The organism is Anaerobutyricum soehngenii (assembly GCF_009697165.1).
Lineage (GTDB): Bacteria > Bacillota > Clostridia > Lachnospirales > Lachnospiraceae > Anaerobutyricum > Anaerobutyricum soehngenii.
Window position 1 is genome coordinate 80,521 of sequence record NZ_VULP01000004.1, and the last position, 20,707, is coordinate 101,227.

General features: G+C 37.2%; 13 protein-coding genes and 1 riboswitch. Of the genes, 10 read left to right on the top strand and 3 right to left on the bottom strand.

The genetic code is table 11. The features are described from left to right. Window positions 1–32: 32 nt before the first annotated feature. The 5 genes from purM to FYJ25_RS03530 all read left to right on the top strand — a co-directional run bounded on the left by purM (window position 33) and on the right by FYJ25_RS03530 (window position 4,176). Window positions 33–1,058 (top strand): phosphoribosylformylglycinamidine cyclo-ligase, encoded by a 1,026-nt coding sequence (purM, locus tag FYJ25_RS03510; RefSeq protein WP_147607384.1) that lies wholly within the window; start codon window positions 33–35, stop codon window positions 1,056–1,058. After that, a complete protein-coding gene (purN, locus tag FYJ25_RS03515) occupies window positions 1,052–1,678 on the top strand; it encodes a phosphoribosylglycinamide formyltransferase (protein ID WP_021907099.1) in 627 nt (208 codons plus the stop codon). The genes purM and purN overlap by 7 nt, the downstream gene beginning before the upstream one ends. An 89-nt stretch (window positions 1,679–1,767) precedes the next feature. Then, complete coding sequence (purD, locus tag FYJ25_RS03520; protein WP_154580541.1) at window positions 1,768–3,045, top strand: phosphoribosylamine--glycine ligase; 1,278 nt, start codon at window positions 1,768–1,770, stop codon at window positions 3,043–3,045. 122 nt (window positions 3,046–3,167) lie between these two features. Further along, entirely contained in the window at window positions 3,168–3,869 is a 702-nt protein-coding gene (locus FYJ25_RS03525; protein WP_021907097.1) for an AzlC family ABC transporter permease, read from the top strand. Next, window positions 3,859–4,176: an AzlD domain-containing protein gene (locus FYJ25_RS03530; protein ID WP_021907096.1), complete on the top strand. Its 318-nt coding sequence runs from the start codon at window positions 3,859–3,861 to the stop codon at window positions 4,174–4,176. The genes FYJ25_RS03525 and FYJ25_RS03530 overlap by 11 nt, the downstream gene beginning before the upstream one ends. Before the next feature lie 379 nt (window positions 4,177–4,555). Here the strand turns inward: FYJ25_RS03530 and FYJ25_RS03535 are convergent, their stop codons facing one another. From FYJ25_RS03535 to FYJ25_RS03545, 3 genes are all read right to left on the bottom strand, one after another. Further along, window positions 4,556–6,115: an AAA family ATPase gene (locus FYJ25_RS03535; protein WP_096240732.1), complete on the bottom strand. Its 1,560-nt coding sequence runs from the start codon at window positions 6,113–6,115 to the stop codon at window positions 4,556–4,558. Window positions 6,116–6,475: 360 nt separating this feature from the next. Further along, window positions 6,476–8,035, bottom strand: coding sequence for an AAA family ATPase (locus FYJ25_RS03540; protein ID WP_096240731.1), 1,560 nt, complete (start codon window positions 8,033–8,035; stop codon window positions 6,476–6,478). A gap of 566 nt (window positions 8,036–8,601) precedes the next feature. Continuing rightward, a complete protein-coding gene (locus tag FYJ25_RS03545; protein ID WP_096240730.1) occupies window positions 8,602–9,423 on the bottom strand; it encodes an AraC family transcriptional regulator in 822 nt (273 codons plus the stop codon). A 486-nt stretch (window positions 9,424–9,909) separates the two neighbouring features. Between FYJ25_RS03545 and FYJ25_RS03550 the strand changes: the two genes are divergently transcribed. From FYJ25_RS03550 to FYJ25_RS03570, 5 genes are all read left to right on the top strand, one after another. Next, complete coding sequence (locus FYJ25_RS03550) at window positions 9,910–11,838, top strand: helix-turn-helix domain-containing protein (protein ID WP_154580542.1); 1,929 nt, start codon at window positions 9,910–9,912, stop codon at window positions 11,836–11,838. 200 nt (window positions 11,839–12,038) lie between these two features. After that, a riboswitch (cobalamin riboswitch) is annotated at window positions 12,039–12,200 on the top strand. A gap of 436 nt (window positions 12,201–12,636) precedes the next feature. Beyond that, window positions 12,637–13,218 carry a hypothetical protein gene (locus FYJ25_RS03555; RefSeq protein WP_154580543.1) on the top strand — a complete coding sequence of 194 codons (582 nt, stop codon included), beginning with the start codon at window positions 12,637–12,639 and terminating at the stop codon, window positions 13,216–13,218. A gap of 112 nt (window positions 13,219–13,330) precedes the next feature. Further along, a complete protein-coding gene (locus FYJ25_RS03560) occupies window positions 13,331–16,978 on the top strand; it encodes a hypothetical protein (protein ID WP_154580544.1) in 3,648 nt (1,215 codons plus the stop codon). Window positions 16,979–16,990: 12 nt separating this feature from the next. Continuing rightward, the gene (locus FYJ25_RS03565; RefSeq protein WP_154580545.1) at window positions 16,991–18,142 is read left to right on the top strand and encodes a DUF4430 domain-containing protein; all 1,152 of its coding nucleotides are present in this window, start codon (window positions 16,991–16,993) and stop codon (window positions 18,140–18,142) included. A 314-nt stretch (window positions 18,143–18,456) separates the two neighbouring features. Next, on the top strand, window positions 18,457–20,694 hold the full coding sequence (locus FYJ25_RS03570; RefSeq protein ID WP_167513766.1) for an Ig-like domain-containing protein: 2,238 nt from the start codon (window positions 18,457–18,459) through the stop codon (window positions 20,692–20,694). Window positions 20,695–20,707 lie beyond the last annotated feature (13 nt).

Sequence of the window (20,707 nt, forward strand, 5' to 3'; positions counted from 1 at the left end):
CGAGAGTACATGATAAGAGAAAGGAGTCTGTCATGGACTATAAGAAAGCCGGAGTTGATATTGAAGCTGGATACAAATCAGTAGAATTAATGAAGAAATATGTACAGGGAACAATGAGACCTGAGGTACTTACAAACCTTGGTGGATTTTCAGGTGCATTTTCATTAAAGAAGTTTATGACAATGGAGAACCCTACACTGGTTTCAGGTACAGACGGTGTTGGAACAAAGTTAAAAGTTGCGTTCCTTATGGATAAGCATGATACCGTAGGTATCGACTGTGTTGCCATGTGTGTGAATGATATTGCATGTGCAGGTGGAGAGCCATTATTCTTCCTCGATTATATTGCATGTGGCAAGAACTTCCCAGAAAAGATCGCTTCTATCGTAAGCGGCGTTGCAGATGGATGTAAGCAGTCTGAGGCTGCTCTCATCGGTGGAGAGACAGCAGAAATGCCAGGATTTTATCCGGAAGATGAGTACGATCTGGCTGGCTTCGCAGTTGGAATCGTTGATGAAAAAGACCTGATTACAGGAAAAGACATTAAGGCAGGGGACGTCCTCATAGGAATTGCCTCCTCCGGAATTCACAGTAATGGATATTCTCTTGTTCGTAAAGTATTCCCTATGGAAAAAGAAGCATTAAACGAATACAGAGAAGAACTCGGAAAGACATTAGGAGAAGCACTCCTTACTCCTACAAAGATTTATGTAAAAGCATTAAAGGCAGTAAAAGAAGCCGGCATTACGATCAAAGGCTGTAGCCATATCACTGGTGGCGGATTCTATGAGAATATTCCAAGAATGCTCCCAGATGGCGCTCGCGCTGTCGTAAAGAAAGACAGTTACGAAGTACCAGCTATCTTCCGTCTTCTTGCAAAAGAAGGAGATATTGCCGAAGAGATGATGTACAATACATACAACATGGGAATCGGTATGATGCTCGCCCTTGATCCAAAGGATGCAGAAAAAGCAATCGAAGCATTAAAAGCTGTTGGTGAGGAAGCATATGTTGTTGGTTCCATCGAAGCAGGAGAAAAGGGAGTAACATTATGCTAAAAGTTGCAGTTTTAGTATCCGGCGGCGGTACGAATCTGCAGGCGATTCTTGATGCGATAGACAGCGGAAAGATTACCAATACAGAAATTCGTGTCGTAATCAGTAACAATGAAGGTGCTTACGCATTAGAACGTGCAAAGAATTATGGAACAGAAGGTTTACTTCTTTCGCCAAAGAGCTTTGAGACAAGAGAAGAATTTAACCAGAAGCTTTTAGAAGCTTTAAAAGAAAGAGAAATCGATCTTGTTGTTCTTGCAGGCTACCTTGTTGTTGTGCCTCCATGTGTTATTCAGGAATATGAGAACCGGATCATTAACATTCACCCGTCTTTGATTCCATCTTTTTGTGGAAAAGGCTGTTATGGCCTTCATGTTCACGAAAAGGCACTGGAAAGAGGCGTAAAAGTTTCCGGAGCGACGGTTCATTTTGTCGATGAAGGAACCGATACCGGCCCGATCATTATGCAGAAGCCGGTTATGGTGGAACAGGGAGATACACCGGAAGTTTTACAGCGCCGTATCATGGAACAGGCAGAATGGAAGATTTTACCGGAAACAATCAATCTGATTGCGAATGGAAAGGTTCATGTAGACGGCAGAGTTGTTACAATTGATAAATAGTTATGCATTTCTGGAATTATTCCTGCACTGGCTTTATGCTTTGCGGGAAGATTCCGGGAGCATATTAGTTATAAAATGGAGGAATTCCGATGAAAGTATTAATCGTAGGCAGTGGCGGAAGAGAACACGCGATCGCATGGGCCGTTTCTCAAAGTGCAAAGGCAGATAAAATTTACTGTGCACCGGGAAATGCAGGAATCGAAGAATATGCAGAGTGCGTGAACATCGGTGCAATGGAATTTGATAAACTGGTTGCTTTTGCAAAAGAAAAAGAAATTGACCTTACCATTATTGGTATGGACGACCCACTGGTAGGTGGTGTTGTAGATGCATTTGAGGCAGAAGGTCTTCGTGTATTCGGTCCAAGAAAGAATGCAGCGATCATTGAAGGTTCCAAAGCATTTTCCAAAGATTTAATGAAGAAATATAACATTCCAACAGCTGGATATGAGAACTTTGATTCTGATGAGGAAGCACTCGCTTACCTTGAAACTGCAAAGTTCCCAATCGTATTAAAAGCAGACGGACTGGCACTTGGAAAAGGTGTATTAATCTGCAATACTTTAGAAGAAGCTAAAGAAGGCGTAAAGACGATCATGGAAGATAAGAAGTTCGGAGATGCCGGAAATCGTATGGTAATCGAAGAATTTATGACTGGTCGTGAAGTTTCTGTTCTTGCATTCTGTGATGGAAAGACAATCAAATGTATGACAAGTGCACAGGATCACAAACGTGCCAAAGATGGGGACCAGGGCTTAAATACCGGTGGAATGGGAACATTCTCCCCAAGTCCATTCTACACAAAAGAAGTAGAAGAATTCTGTGAAAAATACGTTTATCAGCCTACTATGGATGCTATGGCAGCAGAAGGAAGACCGTTTGTCGGTATCCTCTTTACCGGTCTGATGCTGACGGAAGATGGACCAAAAGTTCTCGAATACAATGCCCGTTTCGGAGATCCGGAAGCACAGGTAGTACTTCCTCGTATGAAGAACGACATTATTGATGTTATGGAAGCTTGTATCGACGGACGTTTAGATGAAATCGATCTGCAGTTTGAAGATAATGCAGCCGTTTGCGTTGTCCTTGCTTCTGACGGTTATCCAGTTTCTTACGAAAAAGGTTATGTGATTAATGGCCTTGAAGAATTTAAGAAACACGATGGCTATTATTGCTTCCACGCCGGAACAAAGCGCACAGATAAAGGAATCGTTACAAATGGCGGACGTGTACTTGGTGTAACTGCCAAGGGAACAAACCTAAAAGAGGCAAGAAAGAACGCCTACGCAGCAACAGAATGGGTAACTTTTGAAAATAAATATATGCGTCATGATATCGGAAAAGCAATTGATGATGTAGAAGCATAAAAGTCATTAACAATGTAGCAGCGTAAAAAGTAACTGATGATCATAGAACAATAAAAAGATACAGTAGGAACAGAGACTGCAAGTGAATAAAGCTGGCAGTCTCTGTCATTGTTGGGGGAAACATGAACTTTAAACAGGGAATCAGAGATGGAATCCCCATCGGACTCGGTTATGCTGCCGTTTCCTTTGCCTTTGGGATTCTCGCGGTAGATAAAGATTTAACTGTCAGTGAGGCAGTACTTATTTCATTCACAAACTTAACATCTGCAGGGCAGTTTGCAGGACTTACGATTATTGCAGAACTTGGAACATTAGTTGAGATGGCACTTTCCCAGTTCATCATCAACTTAAGATATATGCTGATGGCAATTTCACTTTCCCAGAAAGTGGATGATGATTTTTCAGGAATCTGGAGATGGATACTCGGCTTTGCTATTACCGATGAAATCTTTGCTGTAGCAATCCAGAATCCAGGAAAAATTAAACGAAATTACTTTGCGGGACTTACGATAGTTCCGATTATTGGGTGGACGATAGGAACCTTAGGCGGCGCTTTGATGGGAAATATTTTACCGGCCATTATCACAAACGCTTTAGGTGTCGCTCTTTATGGAATGTTTATCGCCGTTGTCGTACCAAAGGCAAGAGAAGACAGCCATGTCTTCATTGCGGTATGTATCGCAATCGCGATCAGTACAGTACTGAAATACACTCCAGTATTTGCGAATCTCTCCGGCGGTTTCGCAATCATCATCTGTACCGTAGCCGCATCACTTATTGCGGCAATATTATTCCCAGTGGAGGTAAACGAAGATGAGCTTTAAAATATTTTTACCCTATCTTTTCGTAATGGCAATCGTAACCTATTTAATCAGAGCCATTCCACTCGTACTTGTAAAACACAAAATAAAAAACAAATTTTTTAATTCCTTTTTATATTATATTCCATATACCGTATTAGCAGCCATGACGATCCCGGCAATCTTTACAGCAACAGGAAGCTTGATTTCTGCTATTGCAGGACTCGTAGTCGCTGTTATACTCGCTTACCAGAGAAAAAGCCTGATCGTGGTAGCGATTGGAGCCTGTGCAGCAGTGTTTATTATAGAAGGAATCATAACCTTAATGTAAATCCTGATCTGATGGAATAAAGAAACGAAAATCAGAAACTTGATATAGCATAAAATGTGAAGATAGTCGCGGCATATTTTATTCTACTGCTGAATTGCATTAAGGTTTCTAAAGAAAAGAGAATTTTTATAAGTTTGATTTTGCTTGGTTGCGCTAAACGCTTCATTTTGTCTCAAAAAACAAAAACTTCGGAAAAGCGAGTCCGAAGTTTTCAGAGTCAAAATTCCGCAGCGCAAAGTCACAAAATGCAATACTTATAAAAATTCTCTTTTCATTACTGTAGTTTCCTTGCAATTCAGCAAGAAGTTTTATTACAGCGACTACAGAGCGGATGGGATGGATTCTTTTTTTCTTTTTTCGTCTATATTAAATCTACAGATCAGTATTCTTCGATTACACATGTATGATGTTTTTCTGTATCGTAATTAATTCCAACCAATAAAATCTTTCCTTTATATCCAGACAAAGCACCCTGGTATCTTTTCTCTTTGATTTGAGTGATTGCTGCATCTGCTGTCTTGTTGTGTTTTAATTCCACGATCATCGCAGGGCGATTGCCCGCATTTGCTCTTGGAAGGAAAACAAAATCAGCAAAGCCCTTTCCGGAAGGCATCTCCCGAATGATATTATAATAAGCCGGTGCTGTAAAGTAAGCCATGGTAAGTACACAGCTTAGGGAATTTTCATCGTTATATTTTAATACAGAAGTGTAGGTTTCATGAGCAAGCTCAATGAGTTCAGCTACCTTTTCCGCATTTTTATTTGTCGTGGCTATAAGAAGTTCATCACATCTGGAAATGGATGCGGCGATTTCCTTCCAAGAGCCTGTCTGTAAAGCAGATTCAAATGCAGTTGCTACTTCATAATTAGGAATATATGCACTTTTCATGTCTGCATCGTATCCAAGATATCCAAGATGAATTAAAGCAGTTAAGACATCGCTTTTTGAAGCTATCATAGAAAAATCATTCTGAAAAGTATTTGTATTTACCATCACTTTTTCGCCAGCTAACATAGCAAGCACATCTTCTTTTAATCCAGCATAATTCATTGTAATAAAAGTATTGATCGTACCAAAGGCAGAAGTATTCCTCCAATAAGAATCAAAATCCTGGTAGTTTATAGCCATTGATACAGAATTCGGATTATACATATGCATTCCGTCAATCAAATATCCGTTATACCATGCCTTCATTGTCTCAAAATCCATATCATACTTTTGGCATAGTTCCTTAACTTCATCTTCTGTGAATCCATAGTATTCTGTAATAGGTCTTGATTTTAACATAGTATATTCTTGAAAATTATTTAAAGCAGACTCATCTTTTATCTTCTTAATCGGTAAAATTCCTGTGATATACCCCAGAGCCAAAAATGATTTCGATTCTTCTGATTTAAAAAGTGAATGCAAGAACTGCAAATATTTATGCACTAAAGCCTGGTCGTTACTGTTTCGGATAACACAATCCCATTCATCAATGATAATAACAAAAGGAATTCCCGTCTTTTCATAAATTTTCATTAGTACATAACTTAACTTCTTTTTATAATCCAGAATATTTCCCAGTTCTTCTTGTATATCATCATAAATATATTCCACAATCTTTTCTATCAGATTGACTTTGTAATCATCCCAAAAAGATGAAATATCTAAATGAATAACATTATACTTGTTTCGGTATTTTTCATAATCAGGGTCAGACGCAATCTTGGTATCTGCAAACAGTTTTGAGGAATCACTGCCAAGGCTGTAGTAAGCATCAATCATTCCGGCAGCATGAGATTTACCAAAACGTCGGGCATGACTGACAGCAATACAGTTTTTAGGAGTATCAATTGCTTTATTCAAAAAACTTAACAGACCTGTTTTATCTACATATATTTCATAATTTCTATCTTTAGAAAAACTTCTATTTTTCGGATTAAAATAGATTCCCATGTTGTTCCTCCTTCCTATGAACATTTATATTGATAGTATATCATATTTTTAACTATTTGTTATGTTTTATTATAATTGTTCTTTGACGTCAGATGAAGTCAGGATTTTGCCTCAAAAAACGAAAAATCTAGAAAAATGCGTCAATCCTTTAGACTTTAATTTCCCGGAAATCCATAACTTTCTGGAGAATTTCATTTTCACTAACTGTAGATTTAGATAGTCAGAAAAAAGAAAAAATAATCCATCCCAGATGCGGCTTGGGAGCGTGTTTAAGATGCGGATGAGCATCTTAAATACAGCGACTACAGAGCAGATGGGATGGATTATTTTTTCTTTTTTCGTCTATATGAAATCTACAAATCAGTATTCTTCGATTACACATGTATGATGTTTTTCTGTATCGTAATTAATTCCAACTAGTAAAATCTTTCCTTTATATCCAGACAAAGCACCCTGGTATCTCTTCTCTTTGATTTGCGTGATTGCTGCATCTGCTGTCTTGTTGTGTTTTAGTTCCACGATCATTGCAGGGCGATTGCCAGCATTTGCTCTTGGGAGAAAAACAAAATCAGCAAATCCCTTTCCGGAAGGCATCTCCCGGATGATATTATAATAAGCCGGTGCTGTAAAGTAAGCCATGGTAAGTACACAGCTTAGGGAATTTTCATCGTTATATTTTAATACAGAAGTGTAGGTTTCATGAGCAAGCTCAATGAGTTCAGCTACCTTTTCCGCATTTTTATTTATCGTGGCGATGAGTAGCTCATCACATCTGGAAATAGATGCGGCGATCTCCTTCCAGGAACCTGATTTTAAAGCCGACTGAAATGCCTTAGACACTTCATAATTTGGAATATAGGCACTTAACATGTCTTTATCGTAACCAAGATAACCAAGATGGATCAAGGCAGTCAGAGCATCGTCTTTTGAGTGGATTTCTGTAAAATCGTTCTGGAAACATTCAGTGTCAACCATCACTTTTTCGCCAGCTAACATGGCAAGCACATCTTCCTTTAGTCCGGCATAATTCATTGAAATAAAGGTATTGATCGTACCAAAGGCAGAAGTGTTTCGCCAATAAGAATCTACTTTATGTCTTTCTAATGCCCTCGATACAGAATTCGGATTATACATATGCATACCATCGATCAAATATCCGTTATACCATGCCTTTATTGTCTCAAAATCCATAGCCTGATCTTCGCATAAATCTTTCACTTCTTTTTCGGTAAAGCCATAGTATTCTGTGATTGGATAGGAATCCAGCATAGTATATTCTTGAAAATTATTTAAAGCAGACTCATCTTTTATCTTCTTAATTGGTAAAATGCCTGTGATATACCCCAGAGCCAAAAACGATTTCGATTCTTCTGATTTAAAAAGTGAATGCAAGAACTGCAAATATTTATGCACTAAAGCCTGGTCGTTACTGTTTCGGATAACACAATCCCATTCATCAATAATAATAACAAAAGGAATTTCCGTCTTTTCATAAATTTTCATTAATACATAACTTAACTTCTTTTTATAATCCAGAATGTTTCCCAGTTCGTCTGTGATATCATCATAAATATATTCCACAATCTTTTCTATCAGATTGTCTTTGTAATCATCAAAAAAAGATGAAATATCTAAATGGATAACATTGTACTTGTTTCGGTATTTTTCATAATCAGGGTCAGATGAAATCTTGGTATCTTCAAACAGTTTTGAGGAATCACTGCCAAGACTATAGTAAGCATCAATCATTCCGGCAGCATGGGACTTACCAAAACGTCTGGCATGACTGACAGCGATACATTTACCATTTGTTTTCAGTCTTTTATTTAAAAATTTCAAGAGCTCCGTTTTATCAACATAAATTTGGCTATTCTTATCTTCTGTAAAACTTCCATTTCCTGGATTAAAATAAATCCCCATGTTGTTCCTCCTCCCTATGAACATTTATATTGGTAGTATATCATATTTTTAACTATTTGTTATGTTTTATCTCAGTCGAGAAGACTCCCACCTCTTTCAGGTGGTGAGTGACAGCAAATTTGTCTCAGTGGGAATCCAATCTCCAACTGAGATAAACGCTCCGCGAGGATGCACAGTGATTTTGTAAAGAATATGTCAGCTTACGCTGACCAGAATCACACGCCAAGTCTCGCGGCGGCTCGACTTGAATATAATTGTTCTTTGGCGCCAGATGAAGTCAGGATTTTGTGTGGGAAAAATAAGGGGTTCCCCCGAAAGTGAGTATCTTTCTGCAGAATTGCATTGAGATTTCTAAGGAAAAGAGAATTTAATTTTCCCGGAAAGCCCTAACTTTCTGGAGCTCCCTTCTCACCAAACTGTGGATTTAGAATAGTCAGAAAAAAGAAAAAATAATATATCCCAGATGCGGCTTGGGAGCGTGTTTAAGATGCGGACGAGCATCATAAACACAGCGACTACAGAGCAGATGGGATATATTATTTTTTCTTTTTTCGTCTATACCAAATCTACAAATCAATCACTGGTAGATAAAGATATGCTTCTTCTCCCTGATAGCATTCAAAACACATCCCCTGATGTGATATTTTATACTCTTTTTGCGTACAGAGCCATTCGGTAAAGACGTAACGCCAGCCATCCCGTACAGCATCCGCCATTTTTTCAGGAGTTTCCTGTGATTTAATTGTAAAAACTGCGTATCGTCCGGCAGGAATCTCCACCTTATGGAAACCTTCCGGAATTTCTGTAGAGTCAGTTAAAAAGCCAAAGAAATAGTGTAATTCACCGCTGATATGGTCGGGATGGGTCCATAGTCCAACTTCGCCATAATCATGGATTCCTTCTGGATAGGCAGGGTATTCTTTAAAATTAATGTGATTCCAGTAAGCACCGGATTTGCTGTAATCACTGTCATATTCGCCGGGAATCTCGTACCCAAGTGCTGTCTGTGACTGCAATGTTTTAATTTCAACGTGTAGCATAATAAGAACCTCACTTTCTTTATTTTGTTTTAAATATTCTCGTGCGCTAATACCATATTCTTTGCGAAATGCTTTAGAAAAACCGGAACTGGTTTCAAAGCCATTATCAAATCCGGCCTGTGTGATACTCATTCCAGATAAAATATCCTTTTTTGCTTTTTCCAAACGGAGAAGGCGTATGTATTTTCCCGGTGACATATCACAGCAGATTTTAAAAATGTGGCAGAAATGATAAAGAGAGTAACCATAGCGGGAAGCCAGAGATTCTGCTGTTAATGTGTCTTGAAGGTGATTTTCTATGTATGTGGTACAATCTTTTATTACTTCTAAAGAATTATTTTTATTCACGATCTCTCCTTTCCGCAGTTTCTATGAGTGCAGTCGGTGCGACTGCTCGACTTGAATATAAATATCATACACCAATACACAGGTTATGTTTTATAAATATTGTACCAGAGAAAAGAAAAAAGACTTTTCCAGAGTTGCGAAGTTTATTTGAAGAAGAGAGATTGTCCGTAGTGGGAGTTGTAAATTGACAGAATGTTAGTGGTGATTTACAATATAACTAAAAAACATTTGGATATTAAAAAAATAATATTCAAGTCGAGCAACTGCGAGACTTGGCGCGTGATTCTGGTCAGCATAAGCTGACATATTCTTTACAGAATCACTGCGCATCCTCGCGGAGCGTTTATCTCAGTCGGAGATTGGACTCCCACTGAGACAAATTTGCTGTCACTCACCACCTGAAGGAGGTGGGAGTCTTCTCGACTGAGATAAAATAACAGAGAAAATGAAAGAAAAAGAAATAGAAATAATAGAAGGATAGAGAAAATGAACACAGTGAATGAGACAAAAACATTTTCCTCACTTCCGGAGGAAGAATCAGCTTTATGGGAACGTATGAGAGACACTCTTTTGTGCCTTCAGACAGATAACAGCATTTCGGTAAAAGATCTGGCAAGCAGACTGGCATACTCTACGCAGGAATTCCTTTATCTGGCTGACATTTTCTTTGACAATTCTCTTGATGCAATCAGGGAACAGGTGCAGGGATTAAATATTGAAGAGGATTATACAAATCAAGTCCTTCCATTTGAACGGATTCCTGATAGTTCTATGATAGAATATAAAGTTGTGAGAAGAATGGCACAGACAGTAGAGGCAGATATGCTGCCTTTAGAAGGTGATGTTTTTCAAAACGGAATGGAATATATCGAGAAGGATGTAAAGGAAAAGTGGAAGGAGAGGGAGCGTGCCGGAGAGTATATGCAGTTTTGGTGGCATGATGATTCATACCATTTCTTTTATATGATCGGGCAGGAAGTTCCAAAAGATGCCGGAAGGGAAAGTGAAAAGAAGAGAATTGATATTGGGGCATCGGATTATGCAGTTTTTACGTTAAAAGAGCAATATTGGGATAAACAGGCACCGGATATGATAAAAATGTTGATAAAATATGCGTTATGTGACTGGATAAAGCAAAGTGAAATGCACTATGACAATCGGAAAATGTATTTTATTTCTTTTGAAAACGGACTGTACTCAGTATATCTTCCTCTTGAAAAAAGAATGCATTCGGATTATGTAATGAAAAATAAAAAAGAGGAGAAAAAGATTTATGGAGTTGACGAGTGGATTAGTTATATTGATGAGCATATTACGGAGAATTTAACAGCAAAAGGCCTTGCAAAGCTGTTTCATTATTCCGAGAAACATTTAAAAAATATTTTCCAGCTTTATTATGAAACGAGAATCACCGATTACATAAAACAGAGAAAGCTGTACTTTGCTGCAGAAGAATTAAAAGAAGGAAAGAATCCGGAAAAAGTATGTGCCAAATATCAATTTGCAAGTTATAGCGTTTTTTCTAATGCATTTCGCAAAGAATACGGCGTTGTTCCGGCAAAGTATTACCGAATGGAATTTCAGAATATTGCATGGATCAATTACATTGATGAGCATATTACAGAAGATATCACACCAGAGATGATGGCGGAACATTTTAACTATTCCAGAGACTATTTTCGCAAAGCCTTTCAGGATGATTTTGGAATGGGACTTAGTGCGTATATCAGTCAGAGGAAAATACAAAAAGCAGCCAGAGAATTACGTCAGGGTGTCAAGGTGGCCAGTTTAGCAAAAAAATATGGTTTTAAGTCGAGAAATGGATTTGATAAAGCCTTCCGCAAAGCCTTTTGTACCAGTCCTTCCAAATATGCTAAAGCAAACACAGAAGTTGTTGACTTAAATCAGTTTTACTCAGAATATAAAGATAAAATGAAAGTATCCTTTATGGACATTGATGATATCAAAATGATTGGCTGGACGATTATCCCAAATCGTGGACGGGAAGTAGATATACCGGCACAGGTAGCATTCTGGCTCGATGAGGATTCACCGTACTTCAAGAAAATGAACTCTGTAGCCGGAAGTGCGAATGGGAATGATAAGATTGCCATGTGGTATCATGACCCGGAATGTATCAATATTCAATATGTACTTGGACCGGTTGTAAACAACTTCACGAATGTGCCGGACGATGCTGTGAAAATAGAGATAGCCGCCGGACGATTTGCTGTATTTGAAACAGACCGCGAAAGCGATGTGGATAATCTCGCAGATACCATCCGTATGTTTTCCCGATGTGTTTTTTATGGCTGGATAAAAGAACACCGCGATATGGTCTCTTTACAGAACTTTACTTTTGAAAGATATATCAATAAAAAAGTATACATATATGTTCCGATAAGCGTAAAATAATGAAGATAAAACAAAAGTTGTGTTATCTATAATAAGCCAAAAAAGAAAAATGCCCCGTCAGATTATTTAGTCTGACGGGATTTTTTTCTGCAAAAAATGTCAAGCCTTTTTTAAAAAAATCTAAAAAAGGTTCCAAAATGACGAAAAGACATCCGTCTGGTTGGAATACTTTTTAGAAAAGCCATGTTATAATAAATGTACAAAAAAATACATTCTATTTTAAGAAAGTTGGTACAAACCACACAGGCTTACCCCTACTGTGAAAGCGGATGCCCTCACAAATTACCACTGGATCTTCCGGGAAGGTGTGAAAAGGCAGAAGAAGCTTAAGTCAGGATATTTAAAATAGAATTCTAATGAACAGGACTTTGGGTGGGAGTGCTGAGTACATTCATTCGATATGTTTAGAGAAAACTTTACAGAAGTCAAAAAGCAAGTCTCAGTTTATTTGTTTTTATCCAATTATTTCTATCCGAAAGTCCCACACATAAAATCCTGACACAGCGTTTGGAAATTATAAATATCTGTAATTTTCAAACGGGTAATATCAAAGGAGGTAAAACAACAATATACAGTTATTTCATATGCAGATAATAATGTGAGAGTAGTTGAGACCACAATAAAAAAAGGTTCAGTAGAGAAAGCATATAAGCAGATAAATCGTATAGAAGTTGTTTTAAATCAATATATTGCTAAAGGAGCTATCCGTTGGCAATGGGAGTCGCGACCCCTTAGTAACATGTAGACAAAACCAAAGAATGCTATCTAAATAGCGGAGTTTCTAAAGGAGGAAGATTTATGAAGACTTTAAAAAGAATGCTCGCAGTGATGCTCGCAGTAGTTATGATGATGGGACTTGGTGTAACATCAATGGCAAGGGAAAATGTTTATGATTCAAGTGTATCTGTAGTGTATGAAGTTCAGAAATATCCAGACTCAAGTAAGTATCAGCAGTCTAAGTTACCTACGGCTGCTGAATGGAAAAAAACTTATGTGTTTAATAAAGCAGAAAATAAGACAGCTAAAGATGCTATTGAAGAAACAGCTAAGCAGTTAAGTCCTGAAGCAGGAGCTGTAACAGGAATAAATAAAGATGGTGATACCTATATTGATAGTATCTTTACGCTTCCAACTATTAATAATTATGGAACAGATGAGAATGGAAAAAATACATGGGAAGGATATTACTGGAAGATTATTGTAACAGGTTTAGATGAAGAAGGAAATGAAGTTATTTTTGATTCTCCGGTATATGCTAATAAAATTCCGTTAGGTGTTGAGCATGAATTTACTAATGAATATGATACAACAACATTTCCAATTACATGTACTGTAACTAAGATTACAATGCAATATTGTTATGATTCTATGTCTTGGTAAGTAATAATTAAATGAGAAAAAACACTTAATTTAAAATAAAAATAAAGGGGTGTCGCAGTAATATTTTGATAATTGTAACTGTGACAGCCCCTTTTTAGAAAAGGAAAGAGCTATGGAGAAGATTGATAAAAGACAAAAATATTTTTTTATTCTAATAAGTGTATTGTTTTTCTTTGCATTTTGTAGTAAGCAAAATATTTATGCAGAAGAAGTAAATAGAAATAATATTTTACAGTTAGATACCGTAGAGGGGTATGATACAAGTAAGGGCATTGAAATAACAAAGCCATATGGAGATAATAGATTATATTTTATTCAATATAATTATGGAATAGGTGCAATAAAAGAGCTGGTATTTAAGGGAAAAGTATGTAATGAAAATGTTAAATTAACAGCAGATACGAATCTTACAGTTGGAGATATAGAGCAGGTTGTGGGAAATAAACCAACCGTCAATCAAAATGGGAATGAATACGAAATATCCTATAAAATGGGAGATAAAAAAACAGGAATTAATTCTTGTATTATAAGAGTAAATGCGGAATATGAAGGAAACGAATATGAATATATGTTTGCTTTTGTTGCAAAAACAACAGCAAAAAATAATATTTTATTAAAAGATTATACTAATAACTATGTTTTAGATAATGGACAGATTGTTCAGAATGAGTCTAAAACAGTACAGGTAGTAAAAGTCGGAGCGGATACTAAAGAGGTTTCTGTCGAATGTTTAAGAGAAAGTTCCAAAGCATCAGGAGTGTTAAGCAATGAAAAAAGTGTATTAATGGGCTGGCTTAGTGATGGTTTGACTTATGTAAGAGTGAATGGAGGAAAATATACTAGAGTAAATGCATCAGGTGACAGATTAGGAGAAAATTGGTCTCAGAATATTCCATTAAAAGCTGGGTTAAACATTGTAGATGTTTCTGTAGAAAGAGCGAACTCAGGATATATTAGAAATACAGCAGGATTAGATGCAAATTTAATTAAAGAAGGTTTGACTTTATCAGGAAAAGAATTTAATACTAAATATTTAAATTATTCATATATTATTTATCGAGATGGTGGAGAAACAGGGAATCCATCAATAAATTCAGAGACTTCTTTAAAATATGTGGAAGTAACGCAATTAGGAGATTCTCGGATTGCTATGGCTTCATATCCAGTTAAACAAGAAAACGATGAATATACGATTGCATTGCCATTACAGCTTCCAAAATCAGGAACTACAGTTTATAATAAGATTATTCTTGGTTTAATTCCTACAGATGGCGGCGCAACAGTTGAAATTTTAGATGATGATGCTACTAATTATACAGCATGCGGTGATTGGATTGGTATGTATCATGCAGCTAAGGTTACAAATGCGGACGGTTCAGTAAAAGATTCTATTAAAGTTAGAGTCACAGCATCTGATGGAACCAAAAAAGATTATAAGATGCATCTTCTTCAAACATCTAGTGATGCTTCTGTTAATAAGATTACTTTTAAAAATGCATCATTAAAAACCTGTAATGGAAAAGAAGAAGCGGGAGAAGATACTTCATTTACATCGGATAAGAAAATTTATCAGTATATTCCAAGTGGCAATGTAAGCATGAACATAGTTTCTGCAGAAGGTACTAAAGTTTATGTGAATGATAAACTTGTTACACCAGATGCAGAGGGCAATTATTCAATGGATACCACAGAGATGGTTAATATTGTGAAAGTAGTTGCGGCAGATGGAATTACTAATAATAAATATTATTTTATTAAAGAAAATGAAGATGGTACAGTTCCACTTTTTGCGAAGAGCGAAACAGAGATATCCAAAGCAAAAGAAATGCTTACTGCATGGAACGATAAACGTACTGTAGATGAGAAGAAAAACCTTGTACATAGAGGCTATTGGGAAGTGTATATGTCAAGAGCAACCAATTCGGATATGAGAGGCGCTACAGTATATGATATAAGTACACATTCCTTTACTCAGGGTACAGATTGGGGAGCTTGTATTTTAGAGCTTGTTATGGCAGGAGAGAATCCATATAATTACAAAGGAGTAAATTATGTGGAAGGACTTAAAAAATGTAAAGATGCGAATGGAAATTATGGTCCATTTGCAAGCAATTGTTGGGCATTAATGGCATTTAAAGCTTGTGGAGAGCCGATTGAGGATTCTTTACTTAAAAGTGTTCTTCAAAGTGCGAAGGCTAATAGTCAGGGTGATGATATTAGAGCATGGTGTGTTTCGGCTGTATCAGATGAAATTCCGTTTGAAGAATTTTTACCTATTGCGCTCTCATTGAAAGAAACACAGACAGAAAATGGAGTTTGGGGTAATGCCTATACAAATGGATGCTACGCAACAGCGATTGCTTCAACAGGAGTTAATCTGGAATATTATAGTACAGATAAAGGTAGCTTCCTTGATCAATTTAAAAAATTATATATGGACAGTAACGGAATGTTCCAATTTAATGGAAGCACTACATATAATGACCGTTATTGTAAGGATGCAATCATAGGTCTTGGAGATATAGTAAATCAGAGAAGTGTCTGGGCATCTTATAGATTAACGCAGGAAAAATTAAAAGCTTTAATTGCAAACGCAGAAAGGCTTGATACTTCTAATGCAACAGCAGAGGAAAAGGAAGAATTAAATAAAGCAATTAATGCAGCAAAAGAAGTACAGGATAAGGAAAGTGGTTTTGGAAACGAGTATTTTGTTCTTTATAAAGCAATGGCAAATGTTAGTGAAGAATATAATGAGCATCTTAAATTCTGTGATTCTTATGATACAGGAAAAGCAATTGATGAAGTTAATGAGGAAATTAATAATTTAGGTGATAAAGTTGCTTTAAAGGATGCGGATAAGATTTTTGATTTAAAGAAAAAATATGAATCTATTAAAGAAGAATATCGTTTTTATGTTACAGATGCCGATAAACTTGTAAAAGCATCGGAAGAGATTAAAAAATTACAGGTAGATGATATTTGTGACAGAATTAATAATCTCAAGAAAGAGATAACTATTAAGGATAAAAAAGAGATAGAAAGTATAAGAAAAGCATATAATTCTTTGGATGAAGAACAAAAGAAACTTGTAAAAAACATAGATGTTTTAGCAAATGCAGAAAAGGCAATTAAAGAATTAGAAAATAGCAATGAAGATGTACAGCCTGTTCCTGATAAAAATATTAATGTAAACAAATTGGAAGTTAAATTTAAATCAACTACCAAACAAATAAAATTAACATGGAATGCTATTTCTAAAGCAAATGGATATCAGGTATCCCTGTATAATACAAAGACAAAAAAATATAAAGTAATAGCAAATGTTTCAAAAGGTAAAACATCATACACGATAAAATCTTTTAGAAATAAGAAACTTTCCAGTGCAACAAAGTATCGTGTTATGGTGAAAGCATACGTTGTTCAATCTAAGAAGAAAGTTACTATAAAATCAGAAAAAATTATTGCTTCAACTGCGCCAGAAAAAGTTGTTTTGCGTAAAACAACCACAGTTGCAGGAAAGAGGGTAAGACTACGCTGGAATAAGATAAAAGGAAGTAATGGTTATCAAATTTGGGTGAAATCATCTCCAAAAGGGAAATATATACTTGAGAAAAAAATAAATGGAGTAAATAAGATAAGTTTCACTACAAAGAAGCTGAAAAATGGTAAATATTTCTTTAAAATTAGAGCGTATAAAACCATAAAAAATGTAAAAGTTTATGGAAAATACTCTAAGCCTAAAGTTATTAGAATAAAGTAAGGAGATGACTATTTGAATAAAAAAAAGATAACAATACTATGGTCAGTAATATTTTTCTTTGGAATATTCCTTTTTGCTGATAAGAATGTAATGGCATCCGATGGAGGAACAATCTACGTATCAGTGGAAAGATTTACTGTAGGACAGGGATATTTAATAGAGCCAGAGGTAGTACATTTTAAAAAAGGTGATTATTATTCTGATATTATATGTAAGTTGTTAAAGGAAAAGGGATATACTTATAGTGCAACGATACATTCAATGTATGGTTTTTATCTTGAAGGGATAGATAATGCAGATACAGGAATATTAAATATTCCACAATGTATTCAGAATATGTCTGGAAATCCACCGACAAATGTAAATCATAAGGATAATCCGAACGCAGACACGAAAGGTCTATATCAATTTTCCTATTCTGAACAGGCTGGATGGTATTATTTTATAAACGGAAAAAATCCAGGAATCGGGATGGGAAATACAAAAGTGCAGGATGGAGATGTTGTGAGATATCAATTCACACTTTATGGATTAGGTGGAGATTTAGGGGATACAACATGTCCTAATGCTTTACAACTTCCTAATAAGGATAATATTACCAAAAATCTGGCACTTATGAGACAGGCATTAAATGAAAAGAAAGATGCAGATGGAGAAAGGATATATCAAAAAGCGGTAAAAATTGTCTCTGATTTAGACAGTACACAAGAAAGCTTCTCACAGGCTGAAAGTTTGGTGTCAAATTGGGTCGATGATTATAACGCTGAGAAAACCCAGGATGAGGCAAAGAAAAAGGCAGAAGAAGCGAAAAAGAAAGCAGCCGAAGAAGCCGCGAAAAAGAAAGCTCAGCAGGAAGCTCTGAAAAAGAAATACACCCCATCTAAAACATCTATAAAATCCATTAAGAAGCTGAAAAAGAATCAGGCGAAGCTTACATGGAAGAAAGTAAAAAATGCAACTGGCTACGAAGTATACCAGTCCATGAAGAAAAACAGCGGCTATAAGAAAGTGAAGACAATTACCAAGAATAAGACAGTGACTTATAAAGTTGGAAAGCTAAAGAAAAAGAAAACTTATTACTTCAAGATCCGTACTTATCGTAAAGCAGGAGGAACAACTTATTACGGTAATTACTCAAATGTAAAGAAAATGAAGGTGAAATAATTGCAGGACAATTTTACCCGCTTAATTTCCTAAAATGAAGCAAATACACCCGTCTGGTTGGCATATTTTTTTAAAAGTCTATGTTATAATATGTACATGGCTTGCTTCTCAGGCTCACTTAGGGAACGCTCCTTATTTTCATTCTGAATTGCCAGCCATTTGATTTTAGAATGAAAACAAATATCTGGGCTGGAGAATGTAACAGTTTTATAAAAGTATTTGGCCTGTGCACCTAATGCATGGGCCTTTCTTTTCTACGGAAAACTCTCAATTTCTCTTGGATATTTTGTAAAATGAGTGAAGGAGAGGGTAGAATGAACAAGATGTATCAAAGGTTAAAAAGAAAATGTATATCGCTTGTACTTTTTGCTCTGCTTGTGGCATTTATAGTTCCATACTATGCATATGCGGCAGATAATGGGGCAGAACCGGCCGCGGCAGCTTCTGCTGCAGAGAGTACAGGCGATTTTTCTATGTCAGAAAGTGAGACGTCAGAAAGTGAGACATCAGAAAGGGAGGAGACGGAGTCTTCGGAAGAGGAGGAGCAGCAGACCAGGGAAGATGCAGATGCATCAGCAAGTACAGAGGCAGATGTACAGGAAAGTACACAAGAGCAGACATTAACAAAAAAAGAGAGAAAGATTGTCCGTAAGAATTTGCAGCTTGGAAGAAGTTATGGTTTTTATGCTTGGGGTGCAGAGGAAGATGCGGCACAGGGACAGTCTGATGAATCAGGAGTGGCAGTGCAGACGGAAGCAGAGGCGGAAGTCTTAAGCCCGGATATTGATACGGTTTTATCTAAGGTAAGAAGCTATATCTTAAGTAAAGATACGAAGCCGGATTACAGTAGCATATGGAATGTTATTGGTTTAAAAAGGAGTGGGCTGTATGTGCCGGAATCTTATATAAATCTTTTTTACAGCAATGTGATCGCATACTGTGAGAGCAAGGACTGGCAGATTACAAGAGCAAAGTATTCGGATTATTCAAAGCTTATTCTTGCATTAACAGCGATTGGTGTTGATGCAAGAGATGTGATGGGACATAATCTGTTAGCGTATCTGTCAGATTATGAGAATGTAAGCAGACAGGGGAATAACGGCACGATTTGGGCTTTGATCGCATTAAAGAGTAATCCGGCATATGAGATTCCAAAAGACCCTTCTGCAGTGCAGCAAAACTCAGAGGAGTTACTTGTTAAGAAGGTTGTAGGGATGCAGTGTCAGGATGGTGGCTGGACGATGATGGGGCCAACCGGAGATTCTGATATGACGGGAATGGCGATGCAGGCACTGGCTTCTTATTATAATAAAGATGGATATGAGGATGTTACAGCGGCAATTAACAAGGGTCTTGCGTGGATAGAAAAGAATCAGCTTTCCAGTGGTGGTTTTGGTACGATGAATACAGAAACTTCGGAAAGTGTGGCACAGATTATCACAGCTCTTTGTGGCGTGGGAATAGATTGTGGGGAAGATGCCCGTTTTATTAAGAATGGGAAATGGCCGATGACAGGATTATTCCAGTATTATATGCCAGAAGGGGAATCAGAAGGGGGATTTATGCATGTAGCTGCTGATGCCGGGAATAATGGTGGCGGTGCCGGTGGCATTATCGATGGAATGGCAACGGAACAGGGATTGTATGCAACAGTTGCTTACCGTAGATTTTTGGATGGAGAGACATTTCTTTATGATATGAGTGATGTGGCTATTTCGGCAGGAACGAAGCCGGTAGTCAGTCCGACGATTGATACGGGGAGTAATAGTGGAGGGAATTCTTCTTCAACGACAGCAAAAAAGACAGAAACAAAACCGGCAGCTTCTAAAGTAAAGGTAATAAAAGTGGGGTTAAATTATAGTACGATTTATCTTACAAAAGGAAAGAGCAAGACGTTAAAAGCGACGGTTTCTCCGTCAAATGCCACGAAGAAGTCAGTGAAATGGTCTTCTTCTAATAAAAAGATTGCAACGGTAAATGCAAAGGGAAAGGTGACAGGAAAGAAAGCAGGGACTGTGACGATTACTGTAAAGGCGACGGATGGAAGCGGAAAGAAGGCAGTCTGCAAGGTTGTCGTAACAGCTCCGGAAACAACAGATAAAAAGACTACAATAGCATCAACGGCGGCAACAAGCCAGACAAGGCAGATCACGACACCGGCAGCTTCAAGTACAGGAAGTTCCCGTACTTCTGTTCCTGCCACATCGGGAACGACGAAGAAGCTTTCTTCAGGAAGCAGTGAAACTACTACCGCAAAGAAAAAGAATACTGCAGCGGAGGCAACAACGGGTGGCTGGAGTTTTAGTGGAGATAATTATGTGCCGGAAACGAATAGTGCAGAAAGCGAGACGGATACAGCGCAGGAAGATACAGGGGTGTCTGATGAGGGAGATCGTTCTAAAGCAGATGGAATCCGTTCGGTGGCATTACCTGTAGCCGGAGGTGCTGCGGGACTTGTGGCAGTGGAAGCGTTGGGATTTGTTTTATATAAAAAGCGTCGTGGTATTGCAGGATTATTAAAGAAAGTGATGAAAGGTGGAAAAGCAGAGTAGAGACTTTTGCAGA